Consider the following 19,495-nt stretch of genomic DNA (forward strand, 5'->3'; position numbering starts at 1 on the left):
AACAATGGGGATATACAATGACCAAAACGATATTAGTTGTTGAAGATGAGCCGATATTGCGTGAGATCATTAAAGATTATTTTGTAAATGAAGGATATATGGTACTCGAGGCGAGTGATGGTAAGGAAGGTTTAACACTTTTTCAAGACAACCAAGTGGATTTGATCGTTCTTGATATTATGCTACCAGAGGTGGATGGCTGGTCTGTATGTAGACGTATTCGGAAAACGTCCGATGTTCCGATTATTATGTTGACGGCAAGAGTAGACGAAGACGATACGTTACTTGGCTTTGAGCTTGGTGCTGATGATTATGTGACAAAGCCTTATAGTCCGCCTGTGTTACTGGCAAGAGCGAAGAGATTACTTGACAGCAGAGCAACAAAAACGACCGAATCATCAGAAGAAACGGTAGCTTATAACGGAATACGTATGCATATCCCTTCTCGAACAATTACTGTAGATGGAGAAAACAGTAACCTGACGTATACCGAATTTGAGATATTGCATTACTTGATGCTTAACAAGGGAATTGTCGTTACAAGAGAACAGCTCATTATGAAAATTTGGGGTTACGAGTATGCTGGTGATGAGCGCACTATTAATACGCATATAAGAAATTTGCGGTGTAAGCTTGGCAACAAATCGAAGATGATCTCGACGGTCGTTCGAACCGGTTATAAAATCGATGCCAGCCTATGAGAGTAAAAATTGTATGGAAATTGTTCGCTTTGACGACGACATTATGTCTTCTGCTGTTAGCAACGATTTACATCGGACAGACTATTTTCTTTAAAGAGTATTACGCGCAGCGTAAGCTAAGTGACATTCAAGCAAACATGCAGTCTTTCAAGACGAATTATTTAAATAGCACTGGAAACGACTCGATTCAGAGGCTAGAGCAAGATTTCTATTTAGAAAATAATGCACGGATTACGACATTAGACAGCAATGGGAGCTTAACAAATGCGCCTGATTTTTATGTTGAAGTGAATGGAAGAAGATTTAAATCTGAAGTTGAGGAAACGAATACTATAATGACCATACCGCTCTATAATTTGTTGAATATAGAAGAAGCGGATGAGAAGAGGTCTCTGCTTGAGATTGGAACTACGATTAGAATATTAGGTCTTAATAAAAATAATGGTAATATCCCAGTAAGAATTGCATCCATTGATCCTTCATTCGAATGGAGCTTTGAAGGTATTGAACAAGTATTTAATGATAAGACAATCAAAACAGGCGTTATGAGCAATTCGATTTCGTTTCATGAAGGAGTTATTACAAAAGTCGAAATCCCTGATACCAACGCAGCTACGGGCTTTATCTACTCCAATGAGCTATTTATGAAGAAGATCAAAGAATTTCAAGTGGGATTAATAGTAGACGAAAAAAATAACCGTATCGATTCATTGCAAACGATTGAATTTACAGAGAATAATGTAAAATATAATCTGCTTATCGATCCAATTAAAAACAAAGATGGCTCAACAGTATATGTATTTGCGATGGCATCGCTTCAGCCTGTTGATGAAGCAGTTCAGATGCTTAAAGAATATTATGGATACCTTGTTTTGTTTGCATTGCTGCTTATTCTGCTAGCATCATTCTATTATTCAAAAAAAATCGCGAAGCCATTATTGCAAATTAATAAAACGACGCAAAAAATTGCCGGCTTAGACTTTTCGGAGCGCATATCGATATCTTCGAAGGATGAGATTGGTGACCTGTCGCAAAATATTAATTTGTTATCGAGCACGCTGCATTCCTACATCGTGCAGTTGCGGCAGGATATCGAAAAGGAGAAGCAGCTTGAGAACACGCGGAAAGAATTTATTTCCGGCGTTTCACATGAACTCAAGACACCTCTGAGCATAATGAAGAGCTGCATTTCGATCTTAAAAGATGAGGTCGCTACCCATAAGAGAGAACATTATTTTGAAGCGATGGAGAAGGAAGTCGACAAGATGGATCTACTCATCGTCGATATGTTGGACCTCGCTAAATTCGAGTCGGGTACGTATAAGATGGTGATGGATGACTTTTATATTGATAAAGTAGTCGAAAACATCTGTGATCAGCTTTATCTGAGCATTGCAGAGAAAGAGCTACACATCCAGCAATCCCTTCTCCCTGTTGAAGTTGTGGCGAATCAACATCGTATTGAACAGGTTATTACTAATTTTATGACGAATGCGATTCGGTACACACCTCAGTATAATGCGATTATCGTCTCCACTGTCGATGAGATAAACAAAATTAGAATAAGTGTAGAAAATAAAGGTGCTCACATCCCAGCGGAACAGCTCGATAAAGTGTGGGATCGTTTTTACCGTGGTGACGCCTCTCGCCATCGTTCCCAAGGGGGAACGGGTATAGGTCTAGCCATTTCGAAAAACATTTTGGAACTGCATGGAGCATCTTATGGAGCGTACAATTCAGAAGACGGTGTTGTATTTTACTTTTACCTAAATAAAAAATGAAACGAATTGTAATGGTAAAGCTGTCCCTAAAGTAGTTTATTCTACTTCAGGGACAGCTTTTTTTAATTCTTTATCTTATCTTCACTTTATCTTCATCTATCACTAGTAGACTAGCAATAGGTCAACGCGATAGATTCTCATAGTGAAAGAGGGACAGTTTCGATGAAGAAGTTATTAGTGTTATTTATGTTTATAATTGCAGGCATTTTATTAATTGCTAGTATTAATCAAATGAATACAACTAATGAAAGAATAGAAACGACAAAGTTACAGTCAGATAAAAAATCAGTAAAGGTGTTAGAGGGGAAAACGATCGTCATTGATCCAGGGCATGGGGGAAAAGATGTTGGGGCTATCGGTCAAAATGGAACACAGGAAAAGGATGTTACATTACAAACCGCTAAAGAAATTCAACGTGAATTAATGAAACAGACAGGAGCAAATGTTTTATTGACGAGGGATGGCGATGATTCAAAGTCGCTTCAAGATCGCATTGATTTTACAGAAGAGAACGATGGGGATCTTTTTATTAGCGTTCATTACGATGCTTTCACAACGAGTGACGTAAATGGGATAACAACCTATTACAATAAAAGTGAAGATCAAATATTGGCTGACATTATTCATAGACGATTGTTTAATCAAGATATAGATGCTAAAGACCGCGGAGTGCAACATGGGGACTACTTCGTTATTCGTGAAACGACAGCACCATCCATCTTAATGGAACTTGGATATATTTCTAACATTGTTGAAGAAGCGCGCATGAACACAGAAGAGTTTCAGCAAAAAACGGCAGTTGCAGTAACAGAAGGTATTATAGAGTATTTCTCCAAATAAAAAAGGAAATCCTTAGCTCATAATGAGTTGTATTATCCCCCATATGAGGTTCACTTTATCTGCATTAGGAGATCTTGTAAATCATATGAACGTATAATGAAAAAGCCATGAGTTAAAATTCACCTTATACTTGTTTCACAAGCGATTACAATTAATCATGGCATGTTGATTATCACAAACTTAAAGGGTACTTGGATGAATGAAAACATAAAAGATATCATCTTTTATGATGATATTTTCTAATCTAATCGAGCAAGTTTCTAACGTAGCTATATCAACAAAACGATTTTCCTTAATTAAAATGATATGGAAATACGTTAATAGTAGCTTAAATACGCTTGCAAGTTGATTATTATCTTCTGTTAGATTTATTTCATCGATAATTACTACTCTTGACAAGCTAGTGTAGTTTATATTGTTTTGTAATGACTCATCGTTTTTATCAATTCTTGAAATACTTGATTCTATTACAAGGGTAATTCCTTCCGATTGTATTGAAATTTGCAAATCATTTTTCTTTTCTAGATGAAAATTAGTATCTAAAAATGTTATATCTAATTTGCGATAGTCTCCATTATAGTTAAATTGATCTTTTAGTACCTTTAAAAAAAAATCAAACTCCAAAATAATCTCTCCTTTAAATCAAGGTTCTCCTATATTAGGAGAACCTTGTGTTTATTCTATCTTCGTGGAACAACCGACTTATTTCCTTTATTATCACCTAACAAGAAACCATTTCGGTTATTTAATGCAAGTTGATATCGTTGTTCCCATCTCAATTGTTCCAAATCTGTACGATTATTAAGTTCCAAGTACTCAGAATTTCTTGAGAAATTAGGGTGAATTTGTATGTCGTATTTATATTTGTATCTGTTAAAGGCTAATTCTTTAGCCCTGAAAATAGTTGGAACAAAATGAGCATGAAATACTTTGCTTGTATTATGATTATAAGCTAAAAATACGGTATACCCGTTAAGATCCAAAGTTTCATCAACGATTGTTGGATCAACTTTACTTCCACCCAAATTGTTTGCTAAATGTCTATTTACTTTCCCGGAAGTGCTTGATGTAATATCGTAGACTACCATAACACTTCCTTTAACATTAAGCGAGGATGTAAATATTGCAAGATTATTTGAACTATTATTGTTGTTTTTAATTCTATTAGAAATTGTTTGTGTTAAAGCTGCTTCCATATGTTTTTGGGCATAGGTAGAAATAGTATTAGGGATACCAGAGAATTCAGACCATTTAGGCATTGTTACTGCTGTGTTATCAGCTGGATAAGTAATGGTGCTTGTAGCTTTCTTCTGATTTAATACATCCGATACGGCAGCAGCCGTAGTAACTGCTAGCGTACCAACCATTGCTAATTCAATGGCAGCAATTGCAGAAGCACTTAGTCCATATACTCCAAGTGCAATAAGCGGCAACACTCTAGGCTGTATTTGAGGAGTTTCTTCAAATACAACATTTTCATCGTAATACTTTTTAATAATTTGTTGGTCTGCTTGCTTTACCTTCTCTGCTAACGCTGTCATAGAAAATGATGGAGAAAACTTACTTACTACTAATTCTCTTTTGCTGTAAATTTTGTCAGAAGAACCGATTGTAGTCGTCCAGTTATATTTATTATTTGTATTTTTTGTTGCAGTTATCTTATAGTATGCATTTTCTTCAGGAAAATTGATAATGAGTTCTTTTTGATTTTCATTATCTATAATGCTTGAAATTTCCATTAGTTTGATTTTCTGATCTTCTTGTACTGTACTTGCACTAGAATAATTCGGGTTACCCATAATACTTATAAAAATGGCTAAGACTAGTAAACAACTAATTAGTTTTTTCATTTTTATTACCCCCGTAATTTATAATTTCACTTAATTTCCTTCATTTATTTTTCATGAATCACCTCATTTGGGTCTGATATCATAATGACTACAATAATATACTTTCTTTAGTATTTTTTGTCTATGTTTTACTTTAGCCATTAAAAGCAATAAAATATACATATTTTATAATATATTTATTAAAAATATTTACAGTAATTTTTAATTGTAATAATATATTTCGCATAAATAAATTAACTATAAAAATCATTAGAATTTTAGCTAATGACAGTTCTCTGTTCGCTCTTACGAAGGGTACCTCTTCTAGAAAGATTTATTACAGATTCGTGATTGTCAGTGCTTGATGAAGAATGCAGAAGTAACAGTAGCTTCTTTAAAATACAAGTTTGTTGATCGATTATAGTGAAATTAAAATATAGTGCATAATTTAATATGTATATAGTATAAGTGTAATAAATGTAATTTTTATTAATATTTGTAAACGATAAACAAAAGCATTTTTTCATTTTTTTCATTTTTTTCATTTTTTCTGTAAACGTTTGATATGGGATTTGTTTTCTATTCGTGAACGTCAGAGATACTCGGTTAATGTTGTGGAGAAGGAGAGGAATTGAAGATTATTACTAATTGGTAGAGCTCTGAACTTACTTATGGAGTAGGATTAGAAAAAAATCGTGTCAATAATACAACGACACTTTTTGTGAAGCGCTATATGATGGAGTTTCAAATTTATTGGAACAAAAGAAAATAGAAGGCAATATCAAGACAGGAACTTCAATTTTATTATCAGCACTAGGGGTCACACTACGGAAGTAGAAGAACAAAGAAATAATGAGCGTCCTTCGTGATGTTACTAATAGCACTATTAGTAATTGTAAGGATGCTCTTCAAGTGGTGAGAAAGGTCAAGGAAGGTGTACGTGCTTATTTCAAAATAAAAAGGTGGGGAAACTGTCAATTAGGAAGTTGAACTTACCACGAAAATGGATATCTGAGGATGAAAAAAGGAGTTGCCAGAGGGAAAATGGCGGAGCTGACGGGATTCGAACCCGCGGTCTCCTGCGTGACAGGCAGGCATGTTGGGCCACTACACCACAGCTCCACTTTATAAGTGCGTCTCTAAGACACAAACGTTATGGTATCACGAATGAGATGTGTTTGACAAGCTTTTTTTATAAATAGATCAACTTAACAGATTATAATAGTGAATTCTAGTATATTATTAGCTTCATTTACTGCCTAGGATATAACATCACACATACGCCAACAACACAAATGGCCGCACCGATCCAATCAAAAGCATCCGGCGTTTTGCGGTCAATTAACCATCCCCATAGCAGCGCCATCACAATGAACGCGCCTCCATAAGCGGCATATACTCTACCAAAGGTAGGAAACGTTTGAAAAGTTGCAATAATGCCATATAGGACAAGTGCTATACCTCCGAGTAATCCTAAGTATGGCGACTTCCCTTCTCTAAGCCACAGCCAGATCAAGTAACCCCCGCCAATTTCGGCGAGCCCGGCTAATATGAACAATAAAATTCCCATCTATCGAGTACTCCTCTACTGCTAAATGTAATTGCAATCGTAAACCATCGTAGCGCAACGGAGATACTTTGTAAATTAACTGAGTTTAGAAACCTTTTTTTGGATAATACCGTCTACAAGTTTGAAGGGAGTGATGAGGTGAGCAAGCCATTTAGAGTGATGGGTATTCTCGCAGTCGTTCTTTTACTAGCAGGGATATGGGTTCAAACAGTAGAGATAAGGAAGTCGAAGGAAATGACGGCGGAGTCGAATAAGGTAGGAATCATTGAAGAAGACTTTGTTTATCGTCTTTACACTGAACATGATGAGTATCGAGAGGGAGATAAAGTCACTCTTATTGCGGAATTAGAGTATATAGGAGATCGAAAGTCTGTAACGATAACGCATGCGACAACTCCATTTTACTATGTGATTAGTGAATCGTCTGGGAATTACGTGTTTTACTACGCGATGGATCAACCCAAACTAAGTACAACCCTACTTAAAGGTGAGCCTTTGCGTCATTCGTATACAAGTCCAGGTGCACTCATAGCTGAGAAAGACGATAAATTTCCAGAGAAGCAAGCAGATGTACCGTTCCCTGCCGGCCAATATGATGTGGATGGCTCAGCCAAATTTACAATAGAAGATACGGATGGCAGTATAGAGGGTTCTTTTGAAATAAAACAAGAGTTGCTGTTTGAGGTTAAGAAGTAGTCATTCACTGATGATAATAGCCCATCTTCTCGAATAGTCAGGTGAAAATAGGGAATTGTATAAACAGATTCCTTTATCACTTGAGGGGGCTTTATTTATGCGCAACATCAAATGGGTTTTGCTATTGGCATTAGTTGCTTTGGTCATTTCATTATCGGCTTGCGGTGGTGGAAAAGGGGCAACGAACAACGAAACAGACAAAAGTAATAACACGAACAATGGAGCGGGAGAAACGGTTAATGCTGCCGAAGCTGAAAAACTGTATAAACAAAGTTGTGTCACTTGCCATGCCGTTGATCTAGGTGGAGGAGTGGGCCCAAATCTTCAGAAAGTTGGAGGGAAATTGTCGCTGGCTGAGATTAGAGCAAAGATTGTAAATGGTGGAAACGGAATGCCTCCATACAAAGAGCAACTGACTGGAGAGCAGATCGACACGCTGGCGAATTGGCTAGCAACAAAGAAATAATTGTTAGCACTGAAATCGTATATGAACGAGTTATTCGCATAAGCTTTCACTCCCTCCATGAGGGTCGTGGAAGCTTTTTTAGTTGTGACATCGATTGCTAAGTAGCGAAATAATCCATATCAGATGAAAATTTAGTCTATGTGTTAATAACTTTCTTAACGCTATACTATTGATACTGATTATCATTATTAACCGCATTAACTTTGAAAGGGTGTGTAGACAGTTGACTGATCCTAGAAGGATCGCAGAGAGGGCTACAGTAACGAGCTTCCTGAATTGTTATCTTCGAGAAACAGGCAGGGGAGAGTGGCGTGACGTAAGTACGCTCAATTCCTTTTTAGTATGCAAAGCAGATGCCATATTAGTACTACATCTGCAAACGCAGAAATTGAAAATATTCGCAGCTGCTGAGTACAAGTCACCTACGGGAAGGCATCAATTTCAGTTGCCTGTCTTTAGTCAAGTTGGTGACAGTATTCCGGTACCTATACATTACACAACATTTCTAGCTTTATTAGTTGAAGAGCTAACGGAAGGGCATGGTGAAGCGAATACGTCTGAGCTTCATATTCGTGTTATTCAAAGTTGTTTATTACTTGAAACGTTTATTCGAATGCGCCAGCATGCGCCAAAAGAGCTGTACGATTTGGATCAAACATTTATTCAATCGGAGCAATCGCTCCTGTTCGGCCATACGTTTCATCCAACGCCGAAGAGCAGGCAAGGTTTCCCCGAATGGAGACAAGAGGCCTATTCTCCCGAATCTAAGGGTAGCTTTCAGCTCCATTATTTCGCGGTAAATCGTAGTCTTGTACAGGAGAAATCAGCATGGAGTGAAACCGCTTCTGATCTAGTTAGAGCGGAGCTACTTCAAGGAATAGACCTAACAAATGACTCAGCCAAAGAAATTGCTAAATATGTGATCAATAAGAGTAGTACACATACGTTGATCCCTGTTCACCCTGTCCAAGCCGAAGGACTTCTGCATGAGTCACAAGTTAAAGCATGGCAACAAGAAGGAAGCATGGTCTATTTGGGTGCAATGGGTAGAGAGTATTCGCCTACCTCCTCGATTCGTAGCGTCTATCATTCTGACGCGAGCTATATGTACAAATTTTCACTACGCGTCAAAATTACTAACTCAATGCGTTTAAATAAGCGAGGAGAGCTAGATACCGCGCTTGAGGCCGCTAGGCTAATGGCTGTTATTGAACCTAAATTAAAAGAAAACTATCCCCATTTCACTATCATTCCAGACGGTGCATATCTGACTGTCGGTGAATCAACTCAAGAGGAGTCCGGCTTTGAGCTGCTCATTCGTCAGAACCCATTTGTCGGCGAAGAGGGTAGACGAGTATTCGTTATGGCTGCTTTTACTCAGGAGTCTATTCATGGAGAAGATGGCTTACTTGCTTCTTTAATAAAGGAGATTGAAGTACAAGAGGATAGAGCCATTAAAGGAATTTGTTTAGATTGGTTCAAGCAGTATTTGTCGCTATCTCTTGAGCCGATGATGTGGTTGTACAGAAATTATGGCATTGCACTAGAAGCACATCTGCAAAATTGTATGGTCAAGCTGGATGAAAGAGGGTATCCCGAACGTTTCTATTATCGAGACAGCCAAGGGTATTATTATGCTCGTTCCATGGCAGATACATTGGAGAATATGTTGCCTGGCATTATAACTAGTGAAAATGTATATGATGATGCCATTGTAGAGGAGCGATTTGGTTATTACTTAATCGTCAATCATATGTTAGGACTTATTCAATCATTTGGTATAGCTGGTTTAATTGATGAGAGAGTGTTGCTGCTAGAGCTGCGCGGAGCACTAGAGTCGATGTTGCCTGAGTCCGAAAGAAGGTGTTCATTCTTTCCTAATTGGCTTACTAGAAATACGTTTCGTTGCAAAGCAAATTTGTTAACAAGACTTTATGATATGGACGAATTGGAATGTGAGCTCGAGCAAGCCATATATGTAGAGATGGAAAATCCGTTGTACGGAGGATTGCCAGCTATGGATGTCGTCCGAAGGGCGAGGTTAGTGACGTCAAGATGGAGAAGGGAGCGGGAAGTAGAACGGTCAGTAAAAGCATAATTAAAGTTAATTAAAGTTAATTAAAGGTGGGAATTAACGTTGAATTCCGCTGAAGCGGTCATTGATGCAAGTATAGTTATACGGAGAAAAGTATTTAGAAAACTAATAGAAGCATTACTGTTCGAAGGACTATTAAAACCGAAAAAAACGATCACCCCAGATGGGGAAAGATATGAGATAGAGGGAGTAAGCGGATCAGGAGTACAGGTCATATACGAATGTATAGCTATTAAGAAGTTTACTTTTGACATTATTAGGTTAACGGAACAACCGCTCATTAGATGTTGTTTATCGAATCGACACGAAGCTGAAAGTGTCTCCCAGTTTATCGAGGAAGCATTAAACAGAGTAGAAGGACTATCGCAAGTGCTGCCTACATTTCTTGAGGAAATAGAGGAAACGATTAAGAAAGATGCGATGTTTTTAAATGTACTAAGAAATAGAAAACAGCTCTTACTGGGTTTATCATTCGCAGAACTTGAAGGGTTATCGTCGGAAGGTCATCCTTACCACCCATGTTATAAGTCTCGAATTGGGTTTAATGAAATGGATAATGTAACATATGGCCCAGAGTTTGAGCCAGAGGTGCGCTTATATTGGATTGCTGCCCATCAATCCGATGTGCAATGGAATGTAAGTGGACATGATAATTGGCAAAGCTTCCTCACTAAGGAGCTTCATCATAATGATTTTAGTAGATTTCAAGAGATCATAACCGGGTTAGGATTGGAGACGGAAAAGTACATATTTATTCCGCTTCATCCTTGGCAATGGGAACATTTAAGCGGAACTGCTAGTGAATATAGCAGGCTCATACCTTTAGGTTACGGTACAGAGACTTATTCACCTCAGCAATCGATAAGAACACTTACGAATCGAAGTGCTAAGGGTAAATCGGATGTCAAACTTGCTCTTAATATTGTGAACACTTCGTCGAGACGAAACTTAACGATTCATTCTGTTGCTGCCGCATCAACGGTGTCTAATTGGTTGCAGTCAATTGTCGATTCGGATGACTATCTAACTAATGATGCAAAGCTCATTTTATTGCATGAATACGCAGGTGTATCCTTGATTCCAGCGGAAGGAAAGGTCAGTGCGATTTGGCGCGAAAATGTTGAAAAGTATGTAGTTGAGGGAGAAGAAGCTGTTCCATTCCATATGCTTTCAGCGCGTGAGAGTAATGGTGCTCCGTTTATTGCTCCGTGGGTGAATACGATGGGTGTAGAAGATTGGTTCCGAACACTTATTAGGAACTGCGTTATTCCAGTCGTTCATCTGCTAGTTGCGCATGGTATCGTACTGGAGTCACATGGTCAGAACATGATAATGATTCATCGCAGCGGAATTCCGGAGCGCGTTGCACTAAGAGATTTTCACGAAGGTGTAGAGTTTTATATACCTTATCTAGCAGCGCCGCAATTGTTGCCTGATTTTTCTGGAATCCATCCTGTTTATGCCAATGGGAATGTGGGAGATCACTTCGAGATGAAGTCGCTGAACTGTTTAAATGAAATGATGATTGATGCGTTATGGTTTATGAATATTGGTTATCTTATTATGTTTATCGATGATCATTTTCCTTGTGATGAAAAGGAACTGTGGAGCATTGTGGTTGAAGAGTTGCAGATGTACGTGGAAAAGTTCCCGCAATTAAAAACACGGTTTGAAGATTTGCAATTGTACAGACCAGAATGTGTGATTGAATCGCTTGCACAAAAGAGGATATATGGCTCGATTATATGTCCTCCTCAGCCAGCACTTAATCCGCTATATAAATGCGTAAGTAGCTTGCAAAACCAATTCAAGGAGAGTTTCTATCATGTTTAAAGTAAACAATAGGGCTATACCTTCTTCTGATTTTCAATCAATGATGGATAGTTATGCGCAATTAGTAGCTTTTCAAACAACGGTTCATCGTTGCTACGCTATTTGCTCTTCTGATGCTGTTTTAGTCATATCACTCGTTCATTTTATTAGACAACGCGGAGATTCAGTGCTTCTCCTCTTCGGAGAAACACCAATCGATACAGCCAAAAGGTTGGCTGAAAAGGCTGGCTGCGTTGGACTATTTTATGGAGTAATAGAACAATATGTCCCGTTGGATGAGGTGGAAACCAAAGATGTAAGGCTACCTTCTCTGTATCAATTCAGCTCTGGTACGACTGGTGAGCCTAAACTAATCGGCAGATCTTGGGATGAACTAGCTCGGGAGACGAAACATTACAATGAACTGCTTAGTCGCTATAGTCTCGGGGAAGCTACTCCAATCATTTTGGCGTCGATTACTCATTCTTATGGGTTAATTACAGGGGTATTTTCGGCTATGGAGAGAGGAATTCGTCCTGTTATTATATCTGGTCAAAATCCGAAGTCTATTTTGCAAAGTATTATTAGAATTCCAAACCATATTATTTATGCGGTCCCGTCTTTGCTTGCGGGGTTAGCTCCACTATTCGAATATTCAGCGATCCAACTGAACGCTGTTATTAGCTCGGGTGCTCCGATGTCGTCCGGCTTATTTGAGGAATATCGTGCAAAAACAAAAAGAATGATTCAACAATATGGCTGTACAGAAGCTGGATGTGTAAGTCTAGCGGTCGATATGGAGAGTTATGATGATTTGGGTGAGACGTTAGGTCATATTAGTGTTCTTGCTGATTCCGACCCTGCAGAACTCCGAATCCAGATCATTGGGGGAGTACAACTTGCAACTGGTGATTTAGGCCATAGAGCAGTAAGTGGTAGATTGCGCTTCCTTGGACGAATCGACGATTTGATAAACGTAGCAGGTCTGAAAGTAATGCCGCTTGAGGTAGAAGAAGTTATTTGCAAATTGGCAGGTGTATCTGAGGCGGTTGTTTATCGCGGGAGTCATCCTCTAGCTGGGGATATCGTAAGAGCGCAAGTCCGAGCAGATGCAAATGCGAGTATTACCGCTGAACAAGTTCGTGAATGGTGTATGAGAGAGCTTCCAACATATAAAGTACCTACGGATGTACAAATTGTAACGAGTATTCAAAAGATGCCATCCGGTAAGATCAGTAGAAAGCTGCTTGAACAGGGAGAAGTGTAAAGATGAGTTGGAGCGAAAATGCTGAACAGAATAGGTATCGAGATGAACTTACGAGCAAGTTGTTCGCTTTGATGAAAGGGAAATTTAAGCTTAAACTTGATCGTTTAAATGATGAAATGAGATTGAATGAGGACTTATGTATTGACTCCATCATGATTGTTCAACTCATCGTATTTATCGAGGTGGAGCTTGGACTTCAAGTTCCTGATGACCAAATTGATCCGCGAACGTTTGCAACGGTTGGCTCATTGCTTGATTTTATGGAGCAGCTCAATAGGCTTCCAGCAGTTTACGAAATTGCAGGCGATCAGAGCGCAGAAGGTCGGTGACGAGGAATGGCTATGAAAGAGGAAGTTAGCATTAAGGTACATTGTATCGTCAGTTGCTTATGTGAAATTGTGAGAGAAAGAAGCACAATCGACTATCGCCCCTTTTATTTTGGCCTATGGGATGCGCCGTTCGATGTGACGGATCGGGGAGAGGTTACTTATTATCAACATGATCTAAACCATAGCCATTATTTCGAGTGGTTTCAGATGTTGTTTGGCCCTAAAGTTCATGAATGGTACGATCAGCGGCTATCAGGTCAAGATAATTTGGATACGCTACTTGAGTTATTGAAACATTGCCCGTCGGATCGGTATGTGATTGCGCAAATTGATATGTCGTATATGCCGGAGCGAGAAAACAAGTTTCATCAGAAGCCATTTCCACATTTTTTGATGCTGGCTGAAACAGATAATGAAGATGAGTGGAATATGATAGATCCCGATTTTAGATGGCGTGGTATTGTTTCTAAGAGTGACACCATCAATGCTTTTCTAAACAATACGTTTGGTGGCGGTTTTTATGCGGATGCACAGTTTTTAGAAGAACCAACACCTGAGATGGTCAGAAACTACTATAAGCACGTGTTTACATGGAAAAATGGACTAACTGAAAAACTTGCGAGTCTGCTCACAGAGATGGTGCATGGGGACAACGGATTAGATATAAGTATGATTGCAGGATCGGTGAAGCAATTGCCTGTGCTTGCTATTCGTAAATATAGCTATGAGCATGCACTCATGTACTTTATAGAAGAGTCAGGAGAAAGTGATGAGACGTTCGAAGCCTATACAGATTTAGTGGAGGAGCTCGTTAAAGGATTCCATAATGTACAGTATCAAGGCATGAAGATGGCTATGACAGGAAACAAGGCGATGCTTTCTTCGATACTCCCAAAACTTGCTGATATGGGACGAATAGAGACGGAGATCAAAAAAGAGCTGCATCGACTGTATGAAATATGGGAGGTGCAGAAGTTCGGTCAGTCTGCTCTATCTCACGAATTAAGCAAGGAGGCAGTCCGATGAACTATTCATTATGTACGATATCATTCCGCCATCAATTAATATCTTTGCTAGAACTTGTTAGGTTTATGAAGGCGAAGCGATTCGACGGTATAGAGATGTGGGGCATACATGCAGAAAACATGTATGAATACGATAGAGCTAGTACGGAAGAACAAATAAGAAGTATGAGAGAAGACGGCATGGTTGTCTCCATGCTTAGTGATTACTTAAGTATCGATTCAGAGGAAACGTTCGCTAGTACGGAGCGAAAGTGCGACAAACTTGTTTCTTTAGCTCAGTGGCTTGGCACGAGACGTATTCGAACATTTGCGGGTAATAAAGCTAGTCAAGTCGTATCTCCTCAATTGCGGATGGAGTATACGGATCGTCTTCGAAAACTATGTGAAAGATGTGCGAGTCATGGAATCCAATTAGTTGTCGAGACACATCCAAACACATTAGCCGACAATTTGGAGTCGACACTTACGTTGTTATCGGATATTGGGCAGGACAAATTGCGATTGAATTTTGATGTGCTTCATGTGTGGGAGTTCGGAGGCGATCTACTTCAGAACCTTCATATTTTAGAACCCTGGATTGAACATTTCCATTTCAAAAATATTGCCTCACCAAGCCAAGTTACTTTGTTTGATCCTAGCAACATTTATGCTGCAGCAGGTAACCGAGAAGGTATGGTTCCGCTTCATAAAGGATTTATAGATTACGAGAAGCTACTGGAACAAATGATGCATATGGACTGCTTTGCTTCTATTGAATGGTTCGGACCAACACCGCTTCATATGCTCAGTGAAGAAATTGAATGGCTTCATAAGCAACGTTATAGTATTGTGCAGGGATAGACTTGAAAGTGATGGACATAGATTGATTGAATTAGAATGATAAAGATATGAAAGATTGATTTAATGATGATAAAATGAAAGATTGATACATGAAAGTGAATGTGAAAGTTACTGTAAAATATCGACATGCAGACCCGCCTATGAGGCGGGTCTCTTTGTGCTTATTGTGCCCTTATTCGCCATTTTTCTACTGTATGAACTAACTATAAGAAAAGCTCAACGTTTCCTTCAATTATTTTTATAGACAGAAAATGACTATTTTATTGACCGTGAAAGGGGGACTATGGTAGTTTTAGAGCAGTATAAAAACCATAGTAATACACTTGGAATTATAATGAGCGAGATTTGATGCGAGGTGGATGTTGTTGCAACTTAAAGTGACGAACAGTCCGTTTACAGAAGAGCAGGCTGAGCTGCTTAATAAGCTCTTGCCAACGTTGACGGAAGCACAAATTCATTGGCTAGGCGGTTATTTAACATTTTATCGTTCGGGGGCTGAACCTGTAGCTGTTGCGCAAGTAGGTGCGCCTAATGTGATTGCAGAAGTATCTCCAGTTGTCGTTAGCGAGCCAGCGGTGCCGCGTGAAGCAACGATTTTGTTCGGATCACAGACGGGCAATTCTCAAAGATTATCAGGTCGTTTAGCTGAAAAGTTGAAAGAGCAAGGTTTTGAGGTTACGCTTTCTGCGATGAACGCATATAAAACAAATGGGCTGAAGAAAACGGCTCATTTATTTATCGTTGCGAGTACGCACGGTGAAGGTGACCCGCCAGATAATGCGATTCCTTTCTATGAGTTCCTTTATAGTAAACGGGCTCCGAAGCTTGATGGTCTGAAGTATTCCGTGCTTGCGCTCGGTGATACGTCTTATGAATTTTTCTGTAAGACAGGCAGAGACTTTGATGATCGGCTTGCAGAGCTTGGCGCAGAGCGTTTAGTTGATCGAGTAGAATGCGATCTGGATTTCGAAGGTCCAGCAACAGAATGGTTCGGGGCAGTAATTGGAGCTCTACAAGCTGCAACTTCACCAGGAACTACTGGAGCAGCGGCTTCTGCCGTGACATCAGTAACATCCACTAGCGTATCAGATGGAGATTCCCAATATACAAGATTGAACCCGTTTCGATCAGAAGTTTTGACTACAATTAACTTGAACGGCAGAGGTGCAGATCGCGAAACACGTCATTTGGAGCTTTCACTTGAAGGTTCAGGTTTAAGCTACGAGCCAGGCGATTGTGTTGGCATCTATCCAGAAAATGATCCTGCATTAGTTGATGCAATCATTGCAGAATTGAACTTTTCGGCGAATGAAGTCGTAGTGCAAGGCAAAGATGGCGATGAAGGAGAACTTCGTTCCGCTTTGCTTCGTCACTTTGAGATTACTGTATTATCACGTCCGCTACTTGAAAAAGCGTTGCCTTTTTCGGAGAACGGGAAGTTAGCTGAGCTACTTTCACCAGAGAAAAAGGATGAAGTAAGAGCTTATACAAATGGAAGAGATCTGCTGGATCTATTACAGGATTTTGCACCATGGAAACTAAGCGCAGTGCAATTGATCTCTATTTTACGCAAGTTGCCGCCACGCTTATATTCTATTGCGAGCAGTAATAGGGCAAATCCGGATGAGGTACATCTGACGATTCGTAAAGTTCAGTATGAGGCGCATGGCCGTAAACGGAATGGTGTATGTTCGGTACAGACATCCGAGCGACTGAGCGAAGGCGATACACTACCAATTTTCATCCAGCAAAATCCGAACTTCAAGCTGCCGGCTGATCCGCAAACACCTATCATTATGGTTGGACCTGGAACAGGTGTTGCTCCTTTCCGTGCTTTTATGGAAGAGCGAGAAGAGCTCGGCTCAGAAGGGAAGACATGGCTGTTCTACGGAGATCGGAATTTCGTGACGGACTTCCTCTATCAGACTGACTGGCAGCGTATGTTGAAGGATGGCGTATTAACGAAGCTTGACGTAGCGTTCTCTCGTGATTCGAAGAAGAAGGTATACGTTCAGGATCGGATGCGTGAAAAAGCGTCTGAGCTTTATAAATGGTTGCAAGAAGGCGCACACGTGTATGTGTGCGGTGATGAGAAGCATATGGCGCATGATGTTCATGCTGCATTGCTTACGATTATCGAGCAGCAAGGTGGATTGGATGCTGAAGGAGCAAAAGCATACCTTGCAGATCTGCAAACGCAGCAACGTTATCAACGTGACGTTTACTAATAGAAGGATCGTATGTACGAGGTTAACGCATTGGAAGGGAGCTTGCAGCAATGACTAATAATCGTAAAGTAGAGCCAATTGGCGGACCGCCGAGTGACGTGGAGCAGTTGAAGATTGAAAGTAATTACCTTCGCGGGTCGCTCGTGGAATCACTGGAGAATCGGATTACAGGCGGTCTTTCTGAGCTTGATAATCGATTGTTGAAATTTCACGGCAGCTACATGCAGGATGATCGCGACGTTCGTAATGAGCGTCAGAAGCAGAAGCTTGAGCCAGCTTTTCAATTCATGCTTCGTGTCGTAACACCAGGTGGTGTAACTACACCAAAGCAATGGCTTGTAATGGATGAGCTTGCACATAAGTACGGTAGTGGAACGCTTCGTTTTACGACGAGACAGGCGTTTCAACTGCATGGTGTTCTAAAGTTTAACTTGAAGGAAACGATCAAAGATATTAACGATTCATTGCTGACAACGCTTGCTGCATGTGGTGACGTTAACCGTAACGTAATGTGTCATCCGAACCCGGAGCAATCCGACGTGCATACCGAAATATTCAAATGGTCGCAAGAGATTACAAGACATCTTGCACCACGTACGCCTGCTTATCATGAAATTTGGCTGGATGGCGAGAAGGTTGTAGATAGCCTCGAACTTGCAAAAGCTGAAGTTAGTGCGGCAACAGCTGAAGCTAGCACTGTGGTTAAGGTTAGTTCGGAAGAAGCTAAGGCAGTAACAGCTGGTGTTGATCCTGTTGAGCCTATTTACGGACCTGTTTACTTGCCGCGTAAGTTCAAGATTGGTATTGCAGTACCTCCGTCCAATGACGTTGATGTGTATTCACAAGATCTTGGCTACATTGCTATTGTTGAAAAAGGTAAGCTGATTGGGTTTAATGTTACTGTTGGCGGCGGTATGGGCATGACGCATGGCGACACGAATACGTACCCGCAGCTTGGCAGAGTCATTGGCTTTATTACGCCAGAGCAAGTTGTTGATATAGCAGAGAAAACAGTGACGATTCAACGGGATTATGGCAATCGTTCTGTTCGTAAATATGCGAGATTCAAATATACGATCGACCGTCATGGTTTAGAGTGGTTTGTAGATGAGTTGCAACTACGTTTAGGTTGGAAGCTTGAGCCTGCACGTCCATTCCAATTCGATAGCAATGGTGATCGTTATGGTTGGAAAAAGGACAAAAATGGCCGTTGGAACGTAACGCTTTATATTCAGAGCGGTCGTATTATCGATCAAGAAGGCAATCAACTCATGACGGGTCTTAGAGAGATTGCTAAGATTCTGACAGGTGATTTCCGTCTAACAGCCAATCAGAACTTGATGATTGCTGGCATTACTAGTGCGAAGAAGCCGAAGATTGAAACACTGCTTAAGCAATATGGTATTTCTGTAGGTGAAGAACATTCTGCAATTCGCCGTAGCTCGTTGTCCTGTGTTGCTTTGCCGACATGTGGACTTGCGATGGCTGAAGCGGAACGTTATATGCCTACATTGATCGATAAGCTAGAGCCTATTATGGAAGAAGTGGGCTTACGCGACGAAGAAATCAATATTCGTATGACGGGTTGCCCGAATGGTTGCGCGCGTCCTGCGCTTGGTGAAATTTCATTTATCGGTAAATCGCCGGGCAAATACAATATGTATATGGGTGCTGGCTTCTCAGGCGACCGCCTAAGCAAGCTGTTCCGTGAAAATGTCGATGAGGCAGAAATATTGGATACGCTGAAGCCAATCATTCATCGTTACGCAGAAGAGCGTGAGCAGAACGAACACTTTGGCGATTTCGTTATCCGTACTGGCTATGTGAAAGCTGTAGCATCGGGCTTAGACTTCCATAACTAACTACAACAATTAAAAAAGCGTAGGGCAGATCATAATCTGCCCTACGCTTTTTTTTGTCGCACTGTCCGTAAGGTAACTAAATAAATAGCTATAATTAAATTTTGTGTACAAGTAACTAGATACGTATTTTAGCTCGCAGAAAGCTAGCTAAGAA

At 40.0% G+C, this 19,495-nt stretch carries 16 protein-coding genes and 1 tRNA gene; 13 read left to right on the top strand and 4 right to left on the bottom strand.

Annotation, left to right across the window (positions count from 1 at the left end; all coding sequences use genetic code 11):
* The first annotated feature begins 17 nt into the window (after nt 1-17).
* The 3 genes from I6N90_RS19010 to I6N90_RS19020 all read left to right on the top strand — a co-directional run bounded on the left by I6N90_RS19010 (nt 18) and on the right by I6N90_RS19020 (nt 3,322).
* Nucleotides 18-701: a response regulator transcription factor gene (locus tag I6N90_RS19010; RefSeq protein WP_197937246.1), complete on the top strand. Its 684-nt coding sequence runs from the start codon at nt 18-20 to the stop codon at nt 699-701.
* Nucleotides 698-2,482, top strand: coding sequence for a sensor histidine kinase (locus I6N90_RS19015; RefSeq protein WP_197937247.1), 1,785 nt, complete (start codon nt 698-700; stop codon nt 2,480-2,482). The genes I6N90_RS19010 and I6N90_RS19015 overlap by 4 nt, the downstream gene beginning before the upstream one ends.
* Nucleotides 2,483-2,644: 162 nt before the next feature.
* Nucleotides 2,645-3,322 (top strand): N-acetylmuramoyl-L-alanine amidase family protein, encoded by a 678-nt coding sequence (locus I6N90_RS19020; RefSeq protein WP_232243164.1) that lies wholly within the window; start codon nt 2,645-2,647, stop codon nt 3,320-3,322.
* Between the two features lie 180 nt (nt 3,323-3,502).
* Here I6N90_RS19020 and I6N90_RS19025 read toward each other — a convergent pair whose 3' ends face one another.
* The 4 genes from I6N90_RS19025 to I6N90_RS19040 form a co-directional block, all read right to left on the bottom strand.
* Nucleotides 3,503-3,946, bottom strand: a complete 444-nt coding sequence (locus I6N90_RS19025) for a hypothetical protein (RefSeq protein ID WP_197937248.1) — start codon at nt 3,944-3,946, stop codon at nt 3,503-3,505.
* 56 nt (nt 3,947-4,002) lie between these two features.
* Nucleotides 4,003-5,172, bottom strand: coding sequence for a hypothetical protein (locus I6N90_RS19030; protein ID WP_197937249.1), 1,170 nt, complete (start codon nt 5,170-5,172; stop codon nt 4,003-4,005).
* Nucleotides 5,173-6,196: 1,024 nt separating this feature from the next.
* Nucleotides 6,197-6,273 (bottom strand) — tRNA-Asp (locus tag I6N90_RS19035).
* 130 nt (nt 6,274-6,403) lie between these two features.
* Nucleotides 6,404-6,721 carry a YnfA family protein gene (locus I6N90_RS19040; RefSeq protein WP_197937250.1) on the bottom strand — a complete coding sequence of 106 codons (318 nt, stop codon included), beginning with the start codon at nt 6,719-6,721 and terminating at the stop codon, nt 6,404-6,406.
* A 138-nt stretch (nt 6,722-6,859) separates the two neighbouring features.
* Here I6N90_RS19040 and I6N90_RS19045 point away from each other — a divergent pair, with 138 nt between their 5' ends.
* The 10 genes from I6N90_RS19045 (at nt 6,860) to I6N90_RS19090 (ending at nt 19,341) form a co-directional block, all read left to right on the top strand.
* Nucleotides 6,860-7,417 (top strand): hypothetical protein, encoded by a 558-nt coding sequence (locus tag I6N90_RS19045; protein ID WP_197937251.1) that lies wholly within the window; start codon nt 6,860-6,862, stop codon nt 7,415-7,417.
* A 97-nt stretch (nt 7,418-7,514) separates the two neighbouring features.
* A complete protein-coding gene (locus I6N90_RS19050) occupies nt 7,515-7,883 on the top strand; it encodes a c-type cytochrome (protein WP_197937252.1) in 369 nt (122 codons plus the stop codon).
* 223 nt (nt 7,884-8,106) lie between these two features.
* The gene (locus I6N90_RS19055; RefSeq protein ID WP_197937253.1) at nt 8,107-9,981 is read left to right on the top strand and encodes an IucA/IucC family protein; all 1,875 of its coding nucleotides are present in this window, start codon (nt 8,107-8,109) and stop codon (nt 9,979-9,981) included.
* 39 nt (nt 9,982-10,020) lie between these two features.
* Entirely contained in the window at nt 10,021-11,811 is a 1,791-nt protein-coding gene (locus I6N90_RS19060; protein WP_197937254.1) for an IucA/IucC family protein, read from the top strand.
* Complete coding sequence (locus I6N90_RS19065) at nt 11,804-13,057, top strand: AMP-binding protein (protein ID WP_197937255.1); 1,254 nt, start codon at nt 11,804-11,806, stop codon at nt 13,055-13,057. The genes I6N90_RS19060 and I6N90_RS19065 overlap by 8 nt, the downstream gene beginning before the upstream one ends.
* Before the next feature lie 2 nt (nt 13,058-13,059).
* Nucleotides 13,060-13,386 (top strand): petrobactin biosynthesis protein AsbD, encoded by a 327-nt coding sequence (asbD, locus tag I6N90_RS19070; protein WP_197937256.1) that lies wholly within the window; start codon nt 13,060-13,062, stop codon nt 13,384-13,386.
* 6 nt (nt 13,387-13,392) lie between these two features.
* Nucleotides 13,393-14,412 carry a DUF6005 family protein gene (locus I6N90_RS19075; protein WP_442950974.1) on the top strand — a complete coding sequence of 340 codons (1,020 nt, stop codon included), beginning with the start codon at nt 13,393-13,395 and terminating at the stop codon, nt 14,410-14,412.
* Nucleotides 14,409-15,251 carry a sugar phosphate isomerase/epimerase family protein gene (locus tag I6N90_RS19080; protein ID WP_197937257.1) on the top strand — a complete coding sequence of 281 codons (843 nt, stop codon included), beginning with the start codon at nt 14,409-14,411 and terminating at the stop codon, nt 15,249-15,251. The genes I6N90_RS19075 and I6N90_RS19080 overlap by 4 nt, the downstream gene beginning before the upstream one ends.
* Nucleotides 15,252-15,616: 365 nt before the next feature.
* Nucleotides 15,617-17,479: an assimilatory sulfite reductase (NADPH) flavoprotein subunit gene (locus tag I6N90_RS19085; RefSeq protein WP_197937566.1), complete on the top strand. Its 1,863-nt coding sequence runs from the start codon at nt 15,617-15,619 to the stop codon at nt 17,477-17,479.
* 50 nt (nt 17,480-17,529) lie between these two features.
* Nucleotides 17,530-19,341: an NADPH-dependent assimilatory sulfite reductase hemoprotein subunit gene (locus I6N90_RS19090; RefSeq protein WP_197937258.1), complete on the top strand. Its 1,812-nt coding sequence runs from the start codon at nt 17,530-17,532 to the stop codon at nt 19,339-19,341.
* Nucleotides 19,342-19,495: the final 154 nt, after the last annotated feature.

Source organism: Paenibacillus sp. GSMTC-2017 (genome assembly GCF_016019935.1).
Lineage (GTDB): Bacteria > Bacillota > Bacilli > Paenibacillales > Paenibacillaceae > Pristimantibacillus.